Origin of the sequence: Thioalkalivibrio sp. ALJ1, from assembly GCF_000745395.1 — a bacterium.
Taxonomy (GTDB): domain Bacteria; phylum Pseudomonadota; class Gammaproteobacteria; order Ectothiorhodospirales; family Ectothiorhodospiraceae; genus Thioalkalivibrio.
This window is the reverse complement of the sequence record NZ_KN050684.1, coordinates 1781770-1800565: the sequence shown is the minus strand read 5'-3', so window position 1 is coordinate 1800565 and position 18796 is coordinate 1781770. Positions and strand designations below refer to the sequence as shown.

The window sequence follows — 18796 nt, the reverse complement described above, 5'->3', positions numbered from 1 at the left end:
CCGAGTCCGCCCATTTAGTAAGCGATATTTTGACGCCACCGAATAACCGAGTAACGTACTCAGGAACTTCAATTAGAAGTTGCTTACTAACTGAATGAGCTTCCCGTGCCTTCGGGCACCTTCCCCCGAAAAGGAGGACGTTATGAGCCAGCTGATCAACAACTTCCCGGCCGACGGTGTGGTCACCATCAACCGTGTAATCCTCAAGCCGGAATACACCATCGACGACCTGCAGGAGCGGGTCGCGGTGCTCTGCGAGAACGTGAAGACCTACCACTCGGACACGGGCTTCGTCGGCGGCTTCGTCGCCCTGAATTCCGGTTCCGTCTCCAACGAGGGCTCCACCATTGGGCAGGCGGTCGAAAGCCCGATGAAGGACAAGGAAGCGCTGATTATCACCTTCTGGAACAGTTTCGAGGAACACGAAGCCTCGCACCAGAGTGAGACGTTCCAGCCGCTTTTCCAGCAGGTCCTTGAGCTGTGCGAGAACGGGAACGAAGAGATTGCCTACGAAATGCTGTGGTCCGGAGCCGCCTATGATCCGGAGCAGGCGCAGGCCGCACGTGAGGCGAAGGAGACACACGCGGCCTGAGGGTCGCCATCCAGGAACTGTCGTCTCTCCAACGACTGTACCCATTGCCGGGGCCTTGCGCCCCGGCTTTTTTGTGCTCGCCTTACCGCGTATGCCGCTCCCCGTACCGCCAAGCCCGGATTAGCGCCCCGGCTTGTCGTCCTGCGAACCGTCCTGCATCTCGGGGGGAGACGCGAGGGTGTGGGTCTTCTCGTCGTAGCGCCCCTTCAGCTCGTCGGTCTTGCTGTTTTCCCACAGCGGAACACCGACGAAATACCCGGCGCGCCCGATCGCATGGGCGGCCACAGGGGCGGTCAACAGCAGGAAGCCGATCACCGCCACCGCGCGCGTGGTCACGCCGCCGTCACCGAAGTACACCGCGACCCCGACCATCATCAGGCCGGCCCCCAGTACGCCGGCCTTGGTGGTCGCATGCAACCGCATCGGCAGATCCGGCATACGAACCAGACCCAGGGCCGCGACCACCATAAAGGCCGCGCCGACCACCAGGAACAATCCGGTCAGGAACTCAATCATTTTCGCGATGCCCCCCTTTCTCGAGGTAACGGGCAAAGCCGACTGCCGCCAGGAAGGCCGTCAACGCCAGCACCATGGCCACATCGATAAACGGCGTACGGCCGCTGGAGATCACATAGACTGCAATGAAGCCGATGGTCAGCGAGGCAATGAGCTCCAGGGCGACCACACGATCCGGCAGCGTCGGCCCCTGCAGCAGGCGCCAGAACCCCAGCACCAGTGCGAGACTCAAAAGACCATTGGCCGTCAGCAGTGCAATCTCGAACATCGTCACACCCCGCGTTAACGCAGGACCTCCAGGGCTCGGTGCTCCAGGTACTTGATGGACCGAATGACCTCATCCCGGTCCTCCAGGTACATCACGTGGATATAGAGCACCTTCTTGTCGGTGGACACGTCCAGGCTCAGGGTCCCCGGCGTCAAAGAGATCAGATTCGCGACGATGGTGATCTCCCCGTCGGTCTTCGCTTCCAGTGGGAACGCGATGACACCCGGCACCATATGGTGGGTCGGCGTGATCACGTCGTAGGCCACTTTCAGGTTCGACAGGAATAGCTCCCACAGGAAATAACCAATAAACGCGATGAACTTCGGCACCCGCCGCGCGTAACTGGCAAACCCCGGCATGTCGCGCAGGGCAAAGGCCAGCAGCACGTAGCCAAGAAAGAACCCCACCAGCAGGTTCCCGGCGGTAAAGGTACCGGTCAGGAAGACCCAGATCAGGGCCAACGCGATATTCCAGGTCAAGGCGATCATTGGCGGCTCTCCCCGAGGACCGCTTCAATGTATTGCGATGGATCCAGCAGTTGCTCGGCCGACATCGCCGCCATCTGATAGATCGGCTCGCCGTACAGGCCAATGGCCACGGTCATCAGTGCGAGCATGATCACCGGGACCCACATCCAGACCATCGGACCGGAGGTCACATCATCGGTCTCCACGCCTTCCGGCTGGGCCTTCCAGAATACCTCGGCCCAGATCTTGATCATCGAATACAGCGTCAGCAGCCCCACCACCAGTGCGACCGCCACCGCCCAATAGGCCTCGGCCTCGATACCGGCGCGGATGATAATGAACTTGGCGAAGAATCCGGACAGCGGCGGCAGACCGGCCAGCGACAGCGCCGGGATCAGGAACAACACGCCGAGCATCGGGTGGGTGCGATAGATCCCGCCCATCAGCTTCAGCTCGTGGGTCCCCTTCATCACGAAGGTGATCCCGCTGATCAGGAACAGATTCGCCTTCACGATGATGTGGTGCATGATGTAGAACACGCCGCCCACGATAGCCAGCGGCGTGAACAGTGCCAGACCCAGGATCATGTAACCGATCTGGCTAATGATGTGGAATGACAGGATGCGCCGGAACTCGTAGTGCGCCGCCGCCCCGAGCACGCCGGTCAGCATGGTCGCGGCCGCCACCCACAGCAGGATCTCGTGGGTAAAGTCCACCTCTTGATTGAAGATCAGCGTGAACACGCGATAGAGCGCGTACACCCCCACCTTGGTCAGCAGGCCCGCGAACAGCGCGGAGACCGCGACCTTGGGCGTGTGATAAGACGCCGGCAGCCAGAAGAAGAACGGGAACGCCGCCGCCTTCACCCCGAACGCGACCAGGTACAGCATCGCGATCACGGTGACCAGCCCGGTGTCCTCCACCGTAGACAGCTTGTCCGCGATGTCGGCCATGTTCAGTGTGCCGGTCAGCCCGTAGGTCAGGCCGATTGCGGTCAGGAAGATCATCGACGACAGCAGGTTCAGGGTGACGTACTTGATCGCCCCTTCCATCTGCGCTCGCTCCCCCCCCAGGATCAGCAGCGCGAAGGAGGCGACCAGCATCACCTCGAACCACACGTAAAGGTTGAAGATGTCGCCGGTCAGGAAGGCGCCGTTCACGCCGGCCAGCAACAGATGCAGCAACGGGTAGTACCCGAACTTCTCCGACATCTTGCCGATGCCCGAGAGCGAATAGATTGCGGTGGCAAACCCGATGATGCCGGTCAACACCACCATGATCGCCGCCAGCATGTCGGAGACCAGCACGATGCCGAACGGCGCCGGCCACGAGCCCATCTCCATCACCACATGGCCGTGCTCCCAGGTATCGGCCAGCAGCCAGACGGACACCGCCAGCATCGCGCCGGTCCCGATCACGCCGAGGGAGCGCTGCGCGAAGTGCGAGCGCCAGAGCATCACGGACAGTGCGCCAAACAGCAGCGGCAGCACGACCGGAAGGGCCACCGAAATCATCATCGATCGGTGTCCTTCATCTGGTCCATGTCGTCGGCCTGCACCACCTCATAGGCGCGGTGGATCAGCACCACGGCGAACGCCAGCACCCCAAACCCGATCACGATCGCGGTCAGCACCACGGCCTGGGCCAGCGGATCGGCGGATACGCCTTCGGGCACCGTGTCACCCGGTGAAATCAGTGGTGGCGCCCCCGAGGTCATGCCGGCCACCGTGAAGATCAGCAGATTCGCAGCATTCGACAGCAGCACCAGCCCGATCACCAGCTTCACGATCGAACGGCGCAGCATCATGTAGATGGCCGCGGCGTAGAGGCCGCCGACCACGATGGCCATGACGACTTCCATTACTCCTCCGCCTCCGCGAGGGTCAGCATGATGGTCAATACCGAGCCGATCACCACGAGGTACACCCCAATGTCGAAGATCAGCACGGTCGAAAGCTTGATCTCGCCAAACAGCGGCGCGGTGAATTCCCACCACTGCGCAGTAAAGAAGGGCTGGCCCCGGAAAACCCCCGGGATCGCACTGATCACCGCCAGCACCATCCCGGTGCCGAGCACATCGCGCGGATCCACTCGCAACACCTTGCGTGCCGACTGGATATCCATCGAGAACAGGTACAGCACGATCGCGGCGGCCGCGACCAGGCCACCGATAAAGCCACCGCCCGGCTCGTCATGCCCACGCAACAGCAGGAATACGGAGAACAGCAGCAGCAGCGGCAGCAGGAAGTGCCCCGCCGTGCGCAGGATTAGCGAGTGCATGTTCATCGGCGGTCCTCCGCACGGAACCGGATCATCGCGTACACCCCAATCGCGGCCAGGGCCAGCACGAAGATCTCGCCCAGCGTATCCAGCGCGCGGAAGTCGACCAGCACCACATTCACGATGTTCCGGCCATAGCCCGAGGGCACTGACTCATCAATGAAGTACTGCGAGATCGACGGAAACAGGCGCGCGTCCAGGGTGCTCAGGATCAGCAGCGTGATCATGCCGCCCATCACCAGGGCAATGCCGGCGTCGCGGATACGCAGCGCGGTGGACGACAGATTGAGGAAGCCCGGGAGGCGGAACAGCACGAGCACCAGCAGGATCACGGTCAGGGTCTCGACCAGCACCTGGGTAATACCGACATCCGCCGCACTGTAGAGCACGTAGACCAGCGCCACGGTGAAGCCCAGTGAACCCAGCGCGGCGACACCGCCCAAGCGGGATCGGGTCAGCACGGCATACAGCATGGAAGCGACCAGGATGGCGAGGATCGCCATCTCATGGACCTCCAGGCGCTCGAGGTTCAACGAGCCCACCCCAACTCCGAACAGCTGAGCGGTAAAACCAACCAGACCCGCAGTCATGACCACAATCACGATCACGTAGTAGCGCAGGTAGCCGTTCTGCAGCACGCGGGTCTGCCACTCGGAGATCCAGACCAAGCCGTCCATCATCTTGAAATAGCCCTTCTCGGGGCCGTATTCGGCAGCGCGATCCACCCAGGCCAACGCGCGGCGCGCCTGCTCCCAGCGCCAGTACAGCACCCCGCCCGCGACCAGGCTGAAGGCCGAGATCGCCAGCGGCCAGTTGATGCCGTGCCACAACGACAGGTAGCCGTCCACCGGCGCGCCCTGCACGCTGGCCGCCGCGGCGTTGACCAGCCCCTGATCCGCCAGACCCGGCCCCAGGCCGAAGATCAGGCCGAGACTGGCGAGTACGGCAGGACCCGCCAGCATCGCCACCGGGGCATCGTGATGCGGGGTTTTGGGCGTTTCCACCCGTGCCCCGAACCAGGGACGGATACCGACGATCGCGGCCACCGCCACCCCCAGGATCGCAGTCAGCACGGCCAGCAGCGCCAGAATACCGCCCAGACTCGGGGCCTCCAGCACTGCCTCCAGCATCAGTTCCTTGGCGACGAATCCGAACAGAGGGATGACCCCACCCAGCGACAGGGCCGCCAGGATCGCGAACGCCGCCGTCACCGGGAGCGCACTGCGCAGCCCCCCAGTCTGCAGGAAGTCCTTGGCCCCGGCCTCGTGATCGAGAATGCCCGCGACCATGAACAGCGCGCCCTTGTACAACGAATGCGCCAGCAGGAAGGCCATCGCCGCCATCAACGCGGTCTCGGTGCCGATCCCGATCAGCATGGTCAGCGTACCCAGTGCCATCACGGTGGAGTACGCCAGGACCTTCTTCACGCCGGTGGAGCGAAAGGCCAGGAACACACCGGTAAACATCGTCACCGCGCCAAACAGCGCCAGCGTGGTGAACCAGATATCGGTCCCGCCCAGCGAGGGATTCAGGCGCGCCATCAGGTACACGCCGGCCTTCACCATAGTGGCCGAATGCAGGTAAGCGGAAACCGGGGTCGGCGCCGCCATCGCGCGCGGCAACCAGAAGTGGAACGGGACCTGGGCCGACTTGGTGAAGGCCCCCAACAGGATCAGCAACGACAACGGCAGGTACAGCGCATGCTCGCGGACCACGTCGCCGTTGTTGAGGATCTCCGACAGCTCCCAGGACCCGCCGGCCATCGCCAGCATGATGATCCCGGCCAGCAGCGCCAGACCGCCGCCTACGGTGACGAACAGGCCCTGCAGCGCGTACTTCCGCGCGTCCGCGTTCTCGTGGTTGTAGCCGATCAGCAGGTAGGACGTGATGCTGGTCAGCTCCCAGAACACGAACATCGCGACCAGGTTATCCGCCAGCACCAGGCCCAGCATGGAGCCCATGAAGGCGAGAATAATGACGTAGAACCGCCCGAGATCGCGGTGCCCCTCAAGGTAGCGACCGGCATAGGTAACGATGAAAAAGCCGATGCCCGAGATCAGCAACGCGAACAGCAGCGACAGGCCGTCGACCAGGAACGAGAGCTGGATATCCAGCCCCGGCAGCCACGGCCAGACCAGCACAATCGACTCGCCGCTGGAAACGGCGGGCAGGAAGCTAAGGAAGTAAACGAACAGCGCAGCCGGCAACAGGCCCAGCACCCAGCCGCTGGAGCGGCCGGTCACGCGATGGACCGTGGGGGCAATCGCCGCCACCAGGAATGTTGACAGAATCGCGTACAGCATCCGGCCAGCTCAGTCCTTTCGATTCCGCGCCATGGACGCGGCCGCTCGCCGCGCGTGAAGGGTACTGCGTTACCGCTCAACGCCGTTCAGCACGCCTTGAGGCGCGACGCCCAGGTCAAACGGTTGCGGAAGCCTAACGACTCGGGTGGGGCCGCGCAAGAAACTTGATATTCCTCACGTCCGCCCCAGTCAAACCCAGTCGCTCTGGCGTCTACCAGTCGCTGCGGCGCCTACGGGCGGGGATTCGGGTCAGGATGATTCCGAGGATGACCGAGCCCACGGTCACCAGGGCCCCAGTCATGAACCACCTGCGCTGACTGTCGGCCTGCATCACTTCGACCTGGCGGCGATACTCGTCGGCCGAGTCGCGCGCCTCGATCAGGTCCTCTTCCAGACGACGGTTCTCGCGCTGGATCTCCTGCGGGCGTGCCGCAATCTCGCGCAACTCATCCAGCTCGGTTTCCATATCCCCGATCTGTCCCTGCAGCTCGTCACGTTCGCTGGTCAGGGCATTGCGTTGATCCAGCAGCTCCGCAATCCGGCCTTCCTGGTCATCGGATCCTGACCGGATCTCGGCCAGCTCGGCTTCGACTTCTTCCAACCGTTCCCGCGAATGTGGCTCGTCCTGCAGATAGCGTGTCAGGATCCAGGCCTCCGTTCCACTCGGGAGTCGCACCCGACTCCAGCCATCGCCGGACTGCTCCATCACCGTAAGCGGCTGCCCCGCACGCACCGAACTTATGATTCGGTTCTGGTTGGACGGGCCACCGCGCACACCCACTTCCAGCTCTTCGCTGACGTACCGGGTCTGTTGCGCGGAGGCGCCACTCCAAGCCAACACCAGCAAACCACCCAGAACCAGTGCTAGCGCGCGCATCGGCCACCCTCTTATCGTCATGTCTGCTGCCATCTCTTGATTAGTCGGGATCAACGGCGCCGCATTCTACCGCGCGAATCGACCGCCGAGTGGGCGGCGCATGTCAGGTGTTGATCGAGTTCACATTCCCGGCAACGTATGTTTCACGCAAAGCGTTCGCGCACCGCTCGAGACGGGAACGTGATCAGATCAAAGACCACCGGCAACAATCGGCGGATCTGTGCCGCGGTCACCGCCAGCAGATACAACACCCCGGCCAGCAGGGCCAGTAGCAGGCTCAAAAGCCCTCCCAGCATTACCCGGGTCGCCTGCAGTACCCCCACCAGCCACACGGGCGCCAACGCCACAATCAACGGAATCACCAGCCCGAGAAGCGCCCCTACGGACTGCTCGAACAGGTCCAGCATCAATGGTGGGGATTCCTCCCCTTCCAATAGAGTCGCCATCAGCTCCTGACGATAGGCCACCCACTCCAGGTGAAAACCACCCAAACCGGAGATCAGCACGATTGCGGCCAACACCCCGACCGCAACGGCCACCAGTGCCCGGCGCACACCCTCGCTGCCGTCCATCAGGGCTTGCGGCAACAACCTTGAAGCCCCCCGTGCCTCGGCCAACAACCAACCGCTGACCGCTGCGGTCCCCAGCAAGATCGCAACCACAAGATCCGGGAAGGCGACGCCTCCGGCCTCGACCGAGGCCGGAAACTGCGCGCCCAGGGCCGGATCGAACAGACGCTGATACACCACCACTGCGGCCCCGGTCAGCACGAGTCCGGCGACGCCCAGCAGCCATTGGCTACCGGCCTGGGCATATGCTGGCAAATGCCGCTGTGCTGGATGATCACGGCTCTCACACCGTGCAAGCCCATTGTCCAGCCGCTCCCCCTGACGCTGCAGGTCCGCCAGCCTCCGGTGTACTTGTTCCAGCCGCGCGGTCAGCTCGTGCAGCGGTGCTTCCATCCGGCGCCGGGCTGACAACAAGCCACTCGCCATCTGGCGGTGCTCTTCCATCCCCAGTCGCGCGATCCGCAACACGGTTTCCTGCATGTCATGCGCCAGTCGCTGACCCTGAGGATTATTGCTTACCGGCGTGCTGATCAGCGCCTCCAGCCGACTCACCCAGGCCGGCTCGGCGGACAGACGTCCCTCGTCACGCGTAAATGCATCCTCCAGCTCCCGCAGCGTCTCGTGCACCTGCTGGCGCAGGTCCGGGATCTCCGCCAGGTCATGCCCCACCAGATGCCCATAGCGCCGCTCCAGGGCATGGACCGCCACATGCACACGTTCCGCCTCCAGGCGCGCCAGATGGGTGTGGTGCCAGCGCAAGGCCGCGTCGCGCAGGTGCAGGACCTGGCGCCGTAAGGCGCAAACCAGGCGTGTAGCGCCACCCGTCACCCCCACCAACAACCTCCGCAAGGGTCGCCGTGCCAGGTCCAGCACCACAATCGCGACAACAACCCCCAGCACCCAAAGCAACACAGTGACGGCCACGGCAACCCCTTGCTTGTTGTTCTTTTACCTCATGGTCCGTGCCCGCCATCCCCAGCGCAACTCCGAACTCCATACGGCCCGCCGATTATGTCGGATCATCCCCGCAGATGCCCGTTCTCGACCAGACCCGTGGATCTTAGTCTCAAGTTTGTGCCACTGACGCCGATACTCGACTTAAATCCCCGGAGACTTCGCGATGCTCAGCCTCGACCTTCTGCCAGCCCCACTACCGGCCCGCACCGAGAATCCCGCCTGGCTGGATGCCGGCTTCACCGCCGGCTGGCTTCCGGCCTTTCGCGACCGCCAAACCGGCGAAGTACACGCCAGCCACCTAGAAGATGGCCGTCTGGCCTGCACCCACATCCTGGATACAGTCCCTTCACACTGGGTCGCCGAACGCGACAATAAGGGCCGCCCAGGGGCACTGGTCGCCGACATCCAGGCCGGTTACCTGCGCGGCGATCGCTTCTTTACCCTCGCCGAACTGCTACGGTATCCCTCCGACGCCTGATTAAGGAAACACTGATTACTGTGCACGCTCGCGCTCGAGTCGCTTTTGCGTGCGAACAAGGCGCGGTGACTGCCGTGCAGTCATTCTGCACAAGGGAACCGCAACGCCGTTCCCACGCCCGTTTTGATCAACAACGGGCGGCCGAGCTCCTGGTTTCAATGACTTGTGGGATTGACACCCCAGGTTCCCCGATCCGGCGTTGCGGCCCTTGCCGGTAGAACCAACTACCGGCTGCGGACCGCTCCTGGTCTCGGAAAACCTGGGATGCCAACGCGGACGTGCGATTCAATCAGCGTCTCCTTAAGGGCCATCAGCGCGCCACCGAAACCCGCCGCAATTGCTTTTGTGCGCGGGTTTCGGTCCAATACCGGCCTTTTCCCCGAGCGGCGCTCCCATGCAGAAGAATCAGTACGATCGCGACGAACTCCTGGCCTGTGGCCACGGCAACATGTTCGGCCCCGGCAATGCCCAGCTACCGGTCCCCAACATGCTGATGATGGACCGCGTGCTGGAGATCAACAGCGACGGTGGCCAGTACGGCAAGGGCGAAATGATCGCCGAGCTGGATATCCATCCCGATCTGTGGTTCTTCGCCTGCCACTTCCCCGGCGATCCGGTGATGCCCGGTTGCCTTGGACTGGACGCCATGTGGCAGCTCGTCGGCTTCTATCTGGCATGGCTGGGCAACCCAGGCCGCGGCCGCGCCCTGGGCGTCGGCGAGGTCAAGTTCACCGGTCAGGTCCTGCCAACCGCCAAGAAGGTCACCTACCACATCGACATGAAGCGGGTGATCTCGCGCAAGCTGGTGCTCGGCATCGGCGACGGCATCGTCAAGGTCGACGGGCGGCCGATCTACGAGGCCCACGACCTCCGCGTCGGCCTGTTCACCTCCACCGAGAACTTCTAGTCCCACCGGCTTCCGCCATCGCGAGCGCGGGAGCCGGTGTTCTTTGTCCTCCCACGTTTCCTTGCCTCCGACCCGCCGCGTGCCTCGCGGTGGCTGGTCCTGGTTCGGCCTCTGTGTTTACGGTGCCTTCGGTCCACACAAACACCGGAGGACGAACCAGGACCAGCCACTACCAGGCAGACGGAGTCACCCATCCACTTCGGAGGACGCGCCGAACGCGTCGTGCAGCCAGCCTCGCAGGGCATCAAACCCGTCTTCGGCAAACTCGGACGGGGGCTGCATCCCCGGCACAAAGCCGCGCTCGCGGAACGGCTCCAGCAACTCTGGATCGCCCGAGATCACATGCACCGGCACCGCCCAGCTCGCGTCCTGGCCAGTGACCAGGGCGGCCGGCTGATGATCCCCCAGCATGAAGAACAGCGCCTCGTCATCGACATGCCGCACCGCATAGGCTCCGGTGACCTCCAGCGAATAGCGCACCGACTCCGCGTAGTACTCCCGCACCCGATCAAAGTCCCGCCACAGGGCTTCCGGCGTCGGCCCCTTCCCGGCCCATTCGTGGAACACCTCACCATCGCCGATCGTGTCCCAGTCCTCGATCACGGGGAGGATTGGTGTCCACGGCGCATGCGAACTCACCAGCGCCAGCATGGCGAAGACCGGCTCATCGCTCGGGGCCCGCACCCGCTCCTCGAAGAACGACCAAGTGTACTGATCCGGCATGGTCACCCAGAAGAAGGGCGGGCCCGCGTAGTTAAAGGCATGCATATCGACGATCCGGTCCCAGCCAAACCAACGCCCTTCGGGCCAGTCGAGCTGAATGGCCGGGGCCAGCATCGCGGTGTGATGCCCGGCTTCCTGGAAATCCTGCACCAACGTGTCGCGCGGTTGTGTCTGCAATGCCGCGTAATGCCCGGCGTAGCGCACCTGCAGGCCGGCGAGCAGCGAGGCCTGTGCCAACCAGGACTGTCCGCCGGCAATCGGCGCCTCCAGCACTCCGGTCGCCACGTGCAGATCGGCGGCCTCCAGATCGGCCTTGAGCGCGTCGAGTACGGGACGAATGACGGGCGCATAGCGATCGTCGAACACCGCCGAGACCCCATAGGACTCGATCAGGCCCAGCGTCACGTCCACCCCCGAGAGTCCCGGGAGCGGTTGCGCAGTGGCCTCGTGGGACAAACGCTGCAGTTCATCACGGAAGCGGCGATTATCGGCGGCGGCGCCCTGTGCGGCAGCCACCTGTTGCGCTACCAGTCCCGCGCCAGGCGCCACCGTCCCGGGAGGCGCAACGCCACGCAGGTCCGCCAGGGTCCCGACCAATCCCGCGACCAGCAGGCCCGCCGCAGCGGCCGCTGGCACTCGCTGCCATCTCGAGCCGCCCGATGAAAGTGCGAACAGACCGCGGTGGGCACCCCAGATCACGGCCATCAAGCCCACCACTAGCGCGATTCCCAGCAAAATAGTGGCGAGAAGGCCGAGATTGCCGGTGACCAGACGGTACACCGCATCCAGCAGGATCCAGTCCTGCCAGACGTTCAAGGGGCGTGTGAGGCTGGCCCGGGTGAGGGCGTCAAACAGGGTCAGCACCACCAGAGAGAGCAGTATCAAACCAGCGGCCCAGGCCAGAAAGCGGGCCAAACGGCCCGCCGGAAGCAGGGCAAAAAGCCCGGTCAGGAACAACGCCTCCCATGCCAGCCAGTGCCCGCCGAAGGCCGCGTACTGCGGGACCTCAAGCGCCAGCAGGACGATGTTCAGCGCCGCCAATACCAGTAGCAAGCGCAGCATGACGGTCAGGACCGATACCCGCCGAAAGTCATCCGCTGCATCACACCGTCCCGACGCACCAGCGCGTGATGTAACGCCGCCGCGATGTGTCCCAGCGCCAGCAGGGTAATGGCAATGCCCAACGCCCGGTGCCAGCCAAACAGGACCTCCGACAACGCCTCGTTCTCCGGGAACAACCCGGGCAGGAACAACGGACCCAACTGCACGGGGTAGCCGCCGGCAGCGGTGGCCCACCAGCCGATGACCGGCATCACGATGAGTAGCACATACAACAGACCGTGTACGGACTCGGCGGCGATTCGTTGAGCCCGCGGCAGCGCCATGGCGTAAGGCGGTTTGCCATGACGCAGGCGCAGGCCCACTCGCGCCACCATCAGAAACAGGATCAGCACGCCGAAGGACTTGTGCCAGGTATAGATCCGGTCCGTCCCCGCCGCTCCAAATCGCTCCTGCAACCCCTCGAACCCAAACCAGCCAATCGTTCCGCCGAGTACCAGCGCACCCAGCACAAGGGCAGCGATCAACCAGTGCAGGACCCTTTGGCTGCGGGCGTAGCGCGGCCAACGCTGGGCATTTTCGGTATCCATATCCTGCTCCCACTCAAACCGGTCTTCAAAATGCAGAGGGTGTTCGTTGATCGCAACCGGAAGGGTTTCCCCAACCCCACTGGCGGCATGCCCCTCAAGGCGCGCAGCGCCGCTAAGCTACGGGCATGCTACCGAAGAATCCACCCGACCTGTCCGGCATCCGGTGCCTGACGTTCGACCTCGACGACACCCTGTGGCCGGTGATGCCGGTGATCCATCACGCCGAGGCGCGGTTCTATGCCTGGCTTCGCGAGCATGCCCCGGCCGTTTGTGAACGGTTTGACGCCGAAGCGCTGATCCAGGCGCGCACAGCCTTCATACGCGCCGCGCCCGCCCACGAGCGACATGACCTCACCCGCCTGCGCAAACAATGGCTGCGCGAGCTAGCCGACACCTGCGGCTGCTGTCCGGATCACCTCTCCGGCGAGGGCTTCGAGGTGTTCTGGCATGCGCGCAACGAGGTCACGCCCTACCCCGAGGCGCAGGATGTCCTCGAACAACTGGGTCGGCACTTCCGGCTCGGTGCGATCAGCAACGGCAACGCCGATGTCTTTCGCACACCGCTGGGGCACCATTTCGATTTTGCGATCGCCGCCGGCGAGGCCGGGGCCGCCAAACCGGACCCGCGCATCTTCCACCAGGCCCGCGAGCAGGCGGGCGTGACGCCTGGGGCCATCCTCCACGTCGGCGACGACAGCACCGCCGATGTGCTGGGCGCCCTGCAGGCCGGCTTCCGCGCCGCCTGGTTCAACCCGCAATCCCTGCCCTGGGAGCACGGTCACCCTCGCCCTTGCCTGACCCTCGGCCGCCTCGGCCAGCTCCCCCACCAGCTCGGCCTCGAAACCTGACCCCGCGCACGACCACACCCGTGGGAGCCTGCTTGCAGGCTCCCACAAGGGCAGAACCGATGAAGGGACCCATCCCATGCTCCGGGATTGGCTTTACCCCACGATTCTTCCAAACTGCGCCCATGACCCCGACTGCCTCCCCGCGTCCATGAAGCTCCTGTGCGTGGGCGATATCCACCTCGGCCGCCAGCCCTCGCGCATCCCGCCGGCGGTGGACGAGGCGCTGGGTATCGCGAACCTCAGCCCGGCCGCTGCCTGGCGCCGCACCGTCGACTACGCCGTGGAACAGGACATGGACGCGGTGCTCCTGGCCGGCGACGTGGTCGAACAGGAAGACGACTTCTACGAGGCCTACCGCGACCTCCGAGCAGGGGTCGAACGCCTGACCGAGGCGGGCATACGTGTACTCGGCGTTGCCGGCAATCACGATGTGCAGGTCCTTCCACGGCTCGCCGAATCCCTGCCTGCCTTCGAGTTGCTGGGCGCCGGCGGACAGTGGGAGACCCGCGACCTGCACCGCGAGGACGGTGAGCGCCTGCGGGTGGCCGGCTGGTCGTTCCCCGATGCACGCGTCACCACCAGCCCGCTGGAGGGCGACTTCCCCAAGGCGACCGACTGCCCCACCGTTGGCCTGCTGCATTGCGACCGCGACCAGTCCCGCAGCCCGCACGCCCCGGTGCGCAGCCGAGACCTGGAGGCGGCCCCAGTCGAGGCCTGGCTGCTGGGCCATATCCACCGCCCCGACTCACTCGCCGCACCGCGACCGATGGGCTATCTGGGCTCCCTGACCGGCATGGACCCGGGCGAGCCCGGCCGCCACGGACCCTGGTGTCTCGAGATCAACCCGGATGGCCACCTGGCCATTGAGCAGATTCCACTGGCACCGCTGTACTGGCATACGCTCGAGATCGCCGTGGATGGCCTGCAGGAAGCGGCCGACATCCACCGCCGCGTGACCGAGGCCCTGGAAGCCCTGAATGCCGAGCTGGAAACCTGGAATCACGGCCCCGCGGCCGTGGGTTGCCGTCTGCGCTTCACCGGGCGCAGCGATCAACGCCATGCCCTGGAGCGCAGCCTGCATGCCGACGACCCACGCACCACTCCGCAGGACTTTGGGGGCAGGTTGTATTTCGTCCACGACTGGCGCCTGGACGCCGTGCCTGCCGTGGATCTCGAGGAGCTGGCCGCCGGCAGCGACCCCGCTGCACTGCTGGCCCGCAAGCTCCAACTGCTGCAAGGCCCGGACACCACGGCCCGCCGCGAATTGCTGGACCAGGCCCGCGAACCGCTCACCCAGGTGATTCACGACCCGCGCTATCGCGCCCTCGCCCCCGACACCCCCGATGACGAGGTCATCGCTCGCCAGCTGGAGGCCGCCGCCCTGCATGCCCTCGACCGGCTCCTGCTCCAGCGCGAGCACGAATCGTGAGGGCGGCATGAAACTGGACTCACTGGATATCGTCCGGCTGCCGGGCATCCACCCGGGCTTCCGTCTGGATGCCCTGGGGCCCGGCGTGAACGTGATAGTCGGCCCCAACGCCTCCGGGAAATCGAGCCTGGTGCGTGCCGTGCGAGCGGTGCTGTATGCGCAGGAACTGCGCCAGACAGGCGTCCACATCGAGGCCTCCTTCGTCGAAGACGAAGGCCCGCTGCAGGCCCATCGGCTGGGGACCGATCTGTACTGGTCCCGCAATGGCGAGCGCATCGAGGCGCCCGCGCTGCCGGATGCTCGCTTCATCGACTGCTACACCCTGCGCATCGAGGACCTGCTGAACGCCGACCACGGCACCGAGCAGGAGATCGGTCAACGCCTGGCCCGCGAACTGGCCGGTGGCTACGACCTGCCAGCCCTGCGCGACGATCCTGCGCTCAACCTGAAGACCACCCACGCGCGCAGCGAGTCGCAAGCGCTGACCGCTGCGGAAAAGGAACTGCGCGAGTGTGCGCAGCAGCAGCGCGGCCTGCAGCGCGACGAGCAGCGCCTGGACGACCTGAAGGCGCAACGCGAGCAGACCCAGCTCGCCGCGCTCGAGGCCGACCAGTACGCGCGGGCCCTGGACCTGCTGGGGGCCCGCCGCGAACACCGGGATCTCGAGAGCCGGATGGTGTCCTTCCCGCCCGGCCTGGACGTGCTTCGCGGCGATGAGCTGCAACGCCTCGCCCCGCTGCAGGACGAGTTGCGGCGTCTGGAGGACGAACAGCAACACGCCCGTAAGCGCCTCGAGGAGGCCAGCCAGCGCCGCGAGGAAACCGGTCTGAACGACCTCGAGCTGGACACGGATGCGGTGGACGACCAACGCCCCGCGGTGCGCCGGCTGCAGGAGTTGGAAGGACGGCTGGAACAGGCCTCGAGCAAGCTGCACGAGGCCCAGGTGACGCTGGACCAGGCCAACGAAGACCTGGGCGGCACACCGGGGTCCGCACCCGCTCTGGACCCGGACACGCTCCACCGGGTGGAAGAGGCCTTGGAGGCCCTGCGTACGCTACGGGCCGGCTTCGAGCGGCGCGAGGAAGAACTCGCGAGCCTGCCCCCGGAGGAGGACACCCTCCCCTCAGTCGACGCGCTGCGGCGCGGGCGCGACGAGCTGTTGCATTGGTTGGGCGCTCCAAGCCCGGCACCCTGGACCGGCCTGCGCCGTCTCGCCGCCGGGGTCGCTCTGGGCGCCGCGGCCGCCGCGATCGGCACGGCAGCGATGCTGGTGCACCTCGCGTTCGCGGCACTCGCGCTACCAGTCGCCTGGGGCACGTACATCCTCGTCCGCCCAACGACCGACAACATCCCGCGCGAGGCTGCAAAGGCACGCTTCCGTGATACCGGCCTCACACCCCCCGCAGACTGGGAGACCGACCCTGTCCGCCAGCGCCTTACCCTGCTGGAACAGGAGTTGGAAACCGCAGAGACCGGGCGGCGAACGGCGGAGCGGCGCGCCCAACTTGAACGCGAACTCCAGGAACGTCGCACCGCCCGGGACCAGGAAGAGGAACGGCTGAGCGCCATCGCCCATCAGGTCGGCTTCGACCCCGGCCACCTGGATGCCTCGCTGCAGCGTTGGGTCCACCTGAGCGCAAACCACGACCGGGTCCGTCACGCCGTGAACGCGGCCCGTTCCGAGCAGGAACGCCTGGCGACCGAGCGGGATACCACCCGGACCCCCGTCATCGCCTTTCTGTCCCGCTATGCCGTCGCCCCTCCAGACCCGGCCCCCTCGGCCGACAGCCTGGCCCAGCGTCTGGATCGCCTTGCGGCACGACTGCAAACGCGGGACACCGCGCAGCACGAAAAAGAGGCCGCCCGGCGCGACCTCGAGCGGGCGCAAGCCAACGCGATCCGGACCCGCGAACAGATCGCCACACTCTACAAGGACGCCGGTCTGGAAGATGGCGATGAACCGACCTTGCGCGAGCGGCTGCGCCAGTGGCCAGGCTGGCAGGAACTGAGCGCGAAGTTGGGTCAGGTCCACGAGCGCGAGCGCGACCGCCGACGCCACCTCGAAGACCGCCCGGACCTGCTGGAGGAAGTCGAGGCTAACGACGCGGAGGCTCTGGAAGCGAAGCTCCAGGCGCTGCAAGACCAGGCGGCCGCCCGCGATCAACTAAGCGAGGAGATCGCCCGCATCGAGGCCGCGATCGACCATGCCGGCCACGCGCGTCAGCTGGAAACCGCCCGCGCCCTACGCGAACAGGCCCGCGATGCCCTGTCGGAGCGCCTGGATCAAGCCCTGTTCGCCACGGCCGGGAACTTCTTGCTGGATCAGGTCGAGGCCGAACACGAACAGTCGGTGCAGCCCGCGGCCCTGCGCCAGGCCCGCGAGTGGTTCCAGCGCTTTACCCGCCATCAGTACGAGCTGCAGTTCTCGCCTCACACCTCAGCGCGGTTCACCGCCCGCGAGACAGCCAGCGGGTCCACCCGCTCGCTCACGGAGCTTTCCAGCGGCACACGCATGCAGCTTCTGCTGGCCGTGCGCATCGCCTTCGCCCTGGAGGCCGAGCGCGGGCTCAGCGCGCTCCCGCTGTTCCTCGACGAGGCATTGGGCACGGCCGACCCGGATCGCTTTCGGGCCGTGACGGAAAGCCTGCAGGCACTGGCCCACGAGGCCGGCCGCCAGGTCTTCTACCTGACCGCCCAACCCGAAGACGCCCGTTACTGGCAGGCGCAGGATTCCAACGTCGAGGTCATCGATCTGGCCGCACGCCGCTGGGGGCAGCAAACATTGGCCAGCGACAAACAGTTGGCCTTTCCGGAATCCAACCCCGTACCCGCCCCCGGCCGCGATGCGCCCGAAGACTATGCCCAGCGGATCGGCGGCGTCCCGCTGATCGACTGCTGGCAAGACCCGGCCCGCATCCACCTGTTCCACCTGCTGCGCGACCGCCTGGACCTGCTACACCACTTGCTGGAACTGGGCGTGGATCGTCTGGGCACACTGGAATCACTGTTACAAAGCCCGGCCGATTCCCTGTTGGAGTCCACCGACCAACAGATGCTTCTGGCACGCAGCGACGCCGTCCGCGCCTGGATTCGCGCCTGGCGCCAGGGTCGCGGCCGCCCGGTGGATCGCGCTGCCCTGGAGGCCTCCGAGGCGGTCAGTGCGACCTTCATTGACGCGGTCGCCGACCTGGCCACACAACTGAATGGCGCAGCCGAACCCCTCCTGCGCGAGCTTGAAAACGGCACGGTCAAGCGCTTCCAGACCAGCGCCCGCGAGCGCCTCGAAGAATGGCTCAACGATAACGGCTACATCGACCCAAGCCCCGTCCTGACCGATGTCGAACTCGAACACCGCGTGATCGCGACCCTCAAGCCCCACCATTCCACACCGGAAGCCGCCGTCACCGAAGGCCAGACCCTGGCCCGCGCCCTCCAGACCGCGTTGTTCCATCCCGCCTGAGTGGCGCAATGACGGAAGCCCGAAAAGCGTGAACAGGAAGATAATGGTGGTCGAGCTTAGGATCACCCGGTCATGCCATCAGGAACCTGCTTACGCTTCTTGTCTTCCTGTTACCGGCCCTTGACCTTCAATGTGCGCTGACCCCCGCCGCGAGGATTCGGTGCTATTGTGGAGAGACCACAATTCGTGACCCCCCCGCCTTGCTGGCGAAACCTCAATGGAGACCCTGCTGCCCTATGGCCAAACCGAACTACCAATACGAAAAACGCCAGCGCGAGCTGAAGAAAGCCGCCAAGCAGGAAGAGAAGCGCCAGCAGAAACGGGCACGCAACCAGCCGGATGGCGCATCCGGCGCCCCGGAGGATCCACCCCATGAAGACCATGGATCGTAAGCGTGACAACAAGAAGAAGGCCGAAAAGAACATAAGGCAACACTGAGCAGTGTTGCCTTAATGGAAAAACGCGCCGCCAAG

At 65.2% G+C, this 18796-nt stretch carries 18 protein-coding genes; 7 read left to right on the top strand and 11 right to left on the bottom strand.

Translation table 11 applies throughout. The features are described from left to right. The first annotated feature begins 142 nt into the window (after positions 1 to 142). Positions 143 to 592: a hypothetical protein gene (locus tag F462_RS10850; protein WP_018140755.1), complete on the top strand. Its 450-nt coding sequence runs from the start codon at positions 143 to 145 to the stop codon at positions 590 to 592. A 120-nt stretch (positions 593 to 712) separates the two neighbouring features. On the opposite strand, the gene mnhG is transcribed toward F462_RS10850, so the two are convergent. The 9 genes from mnhG to F462_RS10805 form a co-directional block, all read right to left on the bottom strand. Next, positions 713 to 1108, bottom strand: a complete 396-nt coding sequence (gene mnhG / locus F462_RS10845; protein WP_038054039.1) for a monovalent cation/H(+) antiporter subunit G — start codon at positions 1106 to 1108, stop codon at positions 713 to 715. Then, positions 1101 to 1376, bottom strand: a complete 276-nt coding sequence (locus F462_RS10840) for a cation:proton antiporter (RefSeq protein WP_018140753.1) — start codon at positions 1374 to 1376, stop codon at positions 1101 to 1103. The genes mnhG and F462_RS10840 overlap by 8 nt, the downstream gene beginning before the upstream one ends. 14 nt (positions 1377 to 1390) lie before the next feature. Continuing rightward, complete coding sequence (locus F462_RS10835) at positions 1391 to 1864, bottom strand: Na+/H+ antiporter subunit E (RefSeq protein WP_018140752.1); 474 nt, start codon at positions 1862 to 1864, stop codon at positions 1391 to 1393. After that, positions 1861 to 3360, bottom strand: coding sequence for a Na+/H+ antiporter subunit D (locus F462_RS10830; RefSeq protein ID WP_038054036.1), 1500 nt, complete (start codon positions 3358 to 3360; stop codon positions 1861 to 1863). Before F462_RS10830 ends, F462_RS10835 begins: the two co-directional genes overlap by 4 nt. After that, on the bottom strand, positions 3357 to 3704 hold the full coding sequence (locus F462_RS10825; RefSeq protein WP_018140750.1) for a Na+/H+ antiporter subunit C: 348 nt from the start codon (positions 3702 to 3704) through the stop codon (positions 3357 to 3359). The genes F462_RS10830 and F462_RS10825 overlap by 4 nt, the downstream gene beginning before the upstream one ends. Further along, a complete protein-coding gene (locus F462_RS10820) occupies positions 3704 to 4129 on the bottom strand; it encodes a Na+/H+ antiporter subunit B (RefSeq protein ID WP_018140749.1) in 426 nt (141 codons plus the stop codon). Before F462_RS10820 ends, F462_RS10825 begins: the two co-directional genes overlap by 1 nt. Beyond that, positions 4126 to 6426: a putative monovalent cation/H+ antiporter subunit A gene (locus F462_RS10815; protein WP_038054033.1), complete on the bottom strand. Its 2301-nt coding sequence runs from the start codon at positions 6424 to 6426 to the stop codon at positions 4126 to 4128. The genes F462_RS10820 and F462_RS10815 overlap by 4 nt, the downstream gene beginning before the upstream one ends. A 211-nt stretch (positions 6427 to 6637) precedes the next feature. After that, positions 6638 to 7336, bottom strand: a complete 699-nt coding sequence (locus F462_RS10810; protein WP_038054031.1) for a TIGR04211 family SH3 domain-containing protein — start codon at positions 7334 to 7336, stop codon at positions 6638 to 6640. Positions 7337 to 7446: 110 nt separating this feature from the next. Next, a complete protein-coding gene (locus F462_RS10805) occupies positions 7447 to 8781 on the bottom strand; it encodes a hypothetical protein (protein ID WP_038054946.1) in 1335 nt (444 codons plus the stop codon). A gap of 211 nt (positions 8782 to 8992) precedes the next feature. On the opposite strand from F462_RS10805, the gene F462_RS10800 reads away from it, so the two are divergent. Together F462_RS10800 and fabA are read left to right on the top strand one after the other, a co-directional pair. Next, positions 8993 to 9307 (top strand): hypothetical protein, encoded by a 315-nt coding sequence (locus F462_RS10800; protein WP_038054029.1) that lies wholly within the window; start codon positions 8993 to 8995, stop codon positions 9305 to 9307. Positions 9308 to 9701: 394 nt separating this feature from the next. After that, positions 9702 to 10214: a 3-hydroxyacyl-[acyl-carrier-protein] dehydratase FabA gene (gene fabA, locus F462_RS10795; protein WP_018140744.1), complete on the top strand. Its 513-nt coding sequence runs from the start codon at positions 9702 to 9704 to the stop codon at positions 10212 to 10214. Between the two features lie 186 nt (positions 10215 to 10400). Here the strand turns inward: fabA and F462_RS10790 are convergent, their stop codons facing one another. Beyond that, positions 10401 to 11999 carry an alkaline phosphatase family protein gene (locus tag F462_RS10790; protein ID WP_038054027.1) on the bottom strand — a complete coding sequence of 533 codons (1599 nt, stop codon included), beginning with the start codon at positions 11997 to 11999 and terminating at the stop codon, positions 10401 to 10403. A 5-nt stretch (positions 12000 to 12004) separates the two neighbouring features. After that, positions 12005 to 12586 (bottom strand): cytochrome b, encoded by a 582-nt coding sequence (locus F462_RS10785; RefSeq protein WP_038054021.1) that lies wholly within the window; start codon positions 12584 to 12586, stop codon positions 12005 to 12007. 125 nt (positions 12587 to 12711) lie between these two features. Between F462_RS10785 and F462_RS10780 the strand changes: the two genes are divergently transcribed. From F462_RS10780 to F462_RS13835, 4 genes are all read left to right on the top strand, one after another. Continuing rightward, on the top strand, positions 12712 to 13434 hold the full coding sequence (locus F462_RS10780; protein WP_038054017.1) for an HAD family hydrolase: 723 nt from the start codon (positions 12712 to 12714) through the stop codon (positions 13432 to 13434). Between the two features lie 148 nt (positions 13435 to 13582). Next, positions 13583 to 14863 (top strand): metallophosphoesterase family protein, encoded by a 1281-nt coding sequence (locus tag F462_RS10775; protein WP_038054015.1) that lies wholly within the window; start codon positions 13583 to 13585, stop codon positions 14861 to 14863. A gap of 7 nt (positions 14864 to 14870) precedes the next feature. After that, the gene (locus F462_RS10770; RefSeq protein ID WP_038054012.1) at positions 14871 to 18323 is read left to right on the top strand and encodes an AAA family ATPase; all 3453 of its coding nucleotides are present in this window, start codon (positions 14871 to 14873) and stop codon (positions 18321 to 18323) included. A gap of 236 nt (positions 18324 to 18559) precedes the next feature. Further along, positions 18560 to 18715, top strand: a complete 156-nt coding sequence (locus tag F462_RS13835; RefSeq protein ID WP_018874864.1) for a hypothetical protein — start codon at positions 18560 to 18562, stop codon at positions 18713 to 18715. The last annotated feature ends 81 nt before the right edge of the window (positions 18716 to 18796 follow it).

Coding starts and splice junctions, on each gene's coding strand:
- F462_RS10835 (WP_018140752.1), bottom strand. CDS start 1,864: ATGATCGCCTTGACCTGGAATATCGCGTTGGCCCTGATCTGGGTCTTC.
- F462_RS10785 (WP_038054021.1), bottom strand. CDS start 12,586: ATGGATACCGAAAATGCCCAGCGTTGGCCGCGCTACGCCCGCAGCCAA.
- F462_RS10790 (WP_038054027.1), bottom strand. CDS start 11,999: ATGCTGCGCTTGCTACTGGTATTGGCGGCGCTGAACATCGTCCTGCTG.
- F462_RS10815 (WP_038054033.1), bottom strand. CDS start 6,426: ATGCTGTACGCGATTCTGTCAACATTCCTGGTGGCGGCGATTGCCCCC.
- F462_RS10825 (WP_018140750.1), bottom strand. CDS start 3,704: ATGGAAGTCGTCATGGCCATCGTGGTCGGCGGCCTCTACGCCGCGGCC.
- F462_RS10800 (WP_038054029.1), top strand. CDS start 8,993: ATGCTCAGCCTCGACCTTCTGCCAGCCCCACTACCGGCCCGCACCGAG.
- F462_RS10780 (WP_038054017.1), top strand. CDS start 12,712: ATGCTACCGAAGAATCCACCCGACCTGTCCGGCATCCGGTGCCTGACG.
- F462_RS10850 (WP_018140755.1), top strand. CDS start 143: ATGAGCCAGCTGATCAACAACTTCCCGGCCGACGGTGTGGTCACCATC.
- F462_RS10770 (WP_038054012.1), top strand. CDS start 14,871: ATGAAACTGGACTCACTGGATATCGTCCGGCTGCCGGGCATCCACCCG.
- fabA (WP_018140744.1), top strand. CDS start 9,702: ATGCAGAAGAATCAGTACGATCGCGACGAACTCCTGGCCTGTGGCCAC.
- F462_RS10830 (WP_038054036.1), bottom strand. CDS start 3,360: ATGATGATTTCGGTGGCCCTTCCGGTCGTGCTGCCGCTGCTGTTTGGC.
- F462_RS10810 (WP_038054031.1), bottom strand. CDS start 7,336: ATGGCAGCAGACATGACGATAAGAGGGTGGCCGATGCGCGCGCTAGCA.
- F462_RS13835 (WP_018874864.1), top strand. CDS start 18,560: ATGGCCAAACCGAACTACCAATACGAAAAACGCCAGCGCGAGCTGAAG.
- F462_RS10840 (WP_018140753.1), bottom strand. CDS start 1,376: ATGTTCGAGATTGCACTGCTGACGGCCAATGGTCTTTTGAGTCTCGCA.
- mnhG (WP_038054039.1), bottom strand. CDS start 1,108: ATGATTGAGTTCCTGACCGGATTGTTCCTGGTGGTCGGCGCGGCCTTT.
- F462_RS10820 (WP_018140749.1), bottom strand. CDS start 4,129: ATGAACATGCACTCGCTAATCCTGCGCACGGCGGGGCACTTCCTGCTG.
- F462_RS10775 (WP_038054015.1), top strand. CDS start 13,583: ATGAAGCTCCTGTGCGTGGGCGATATCCACCTCGGCCGCCAGCCCTCG.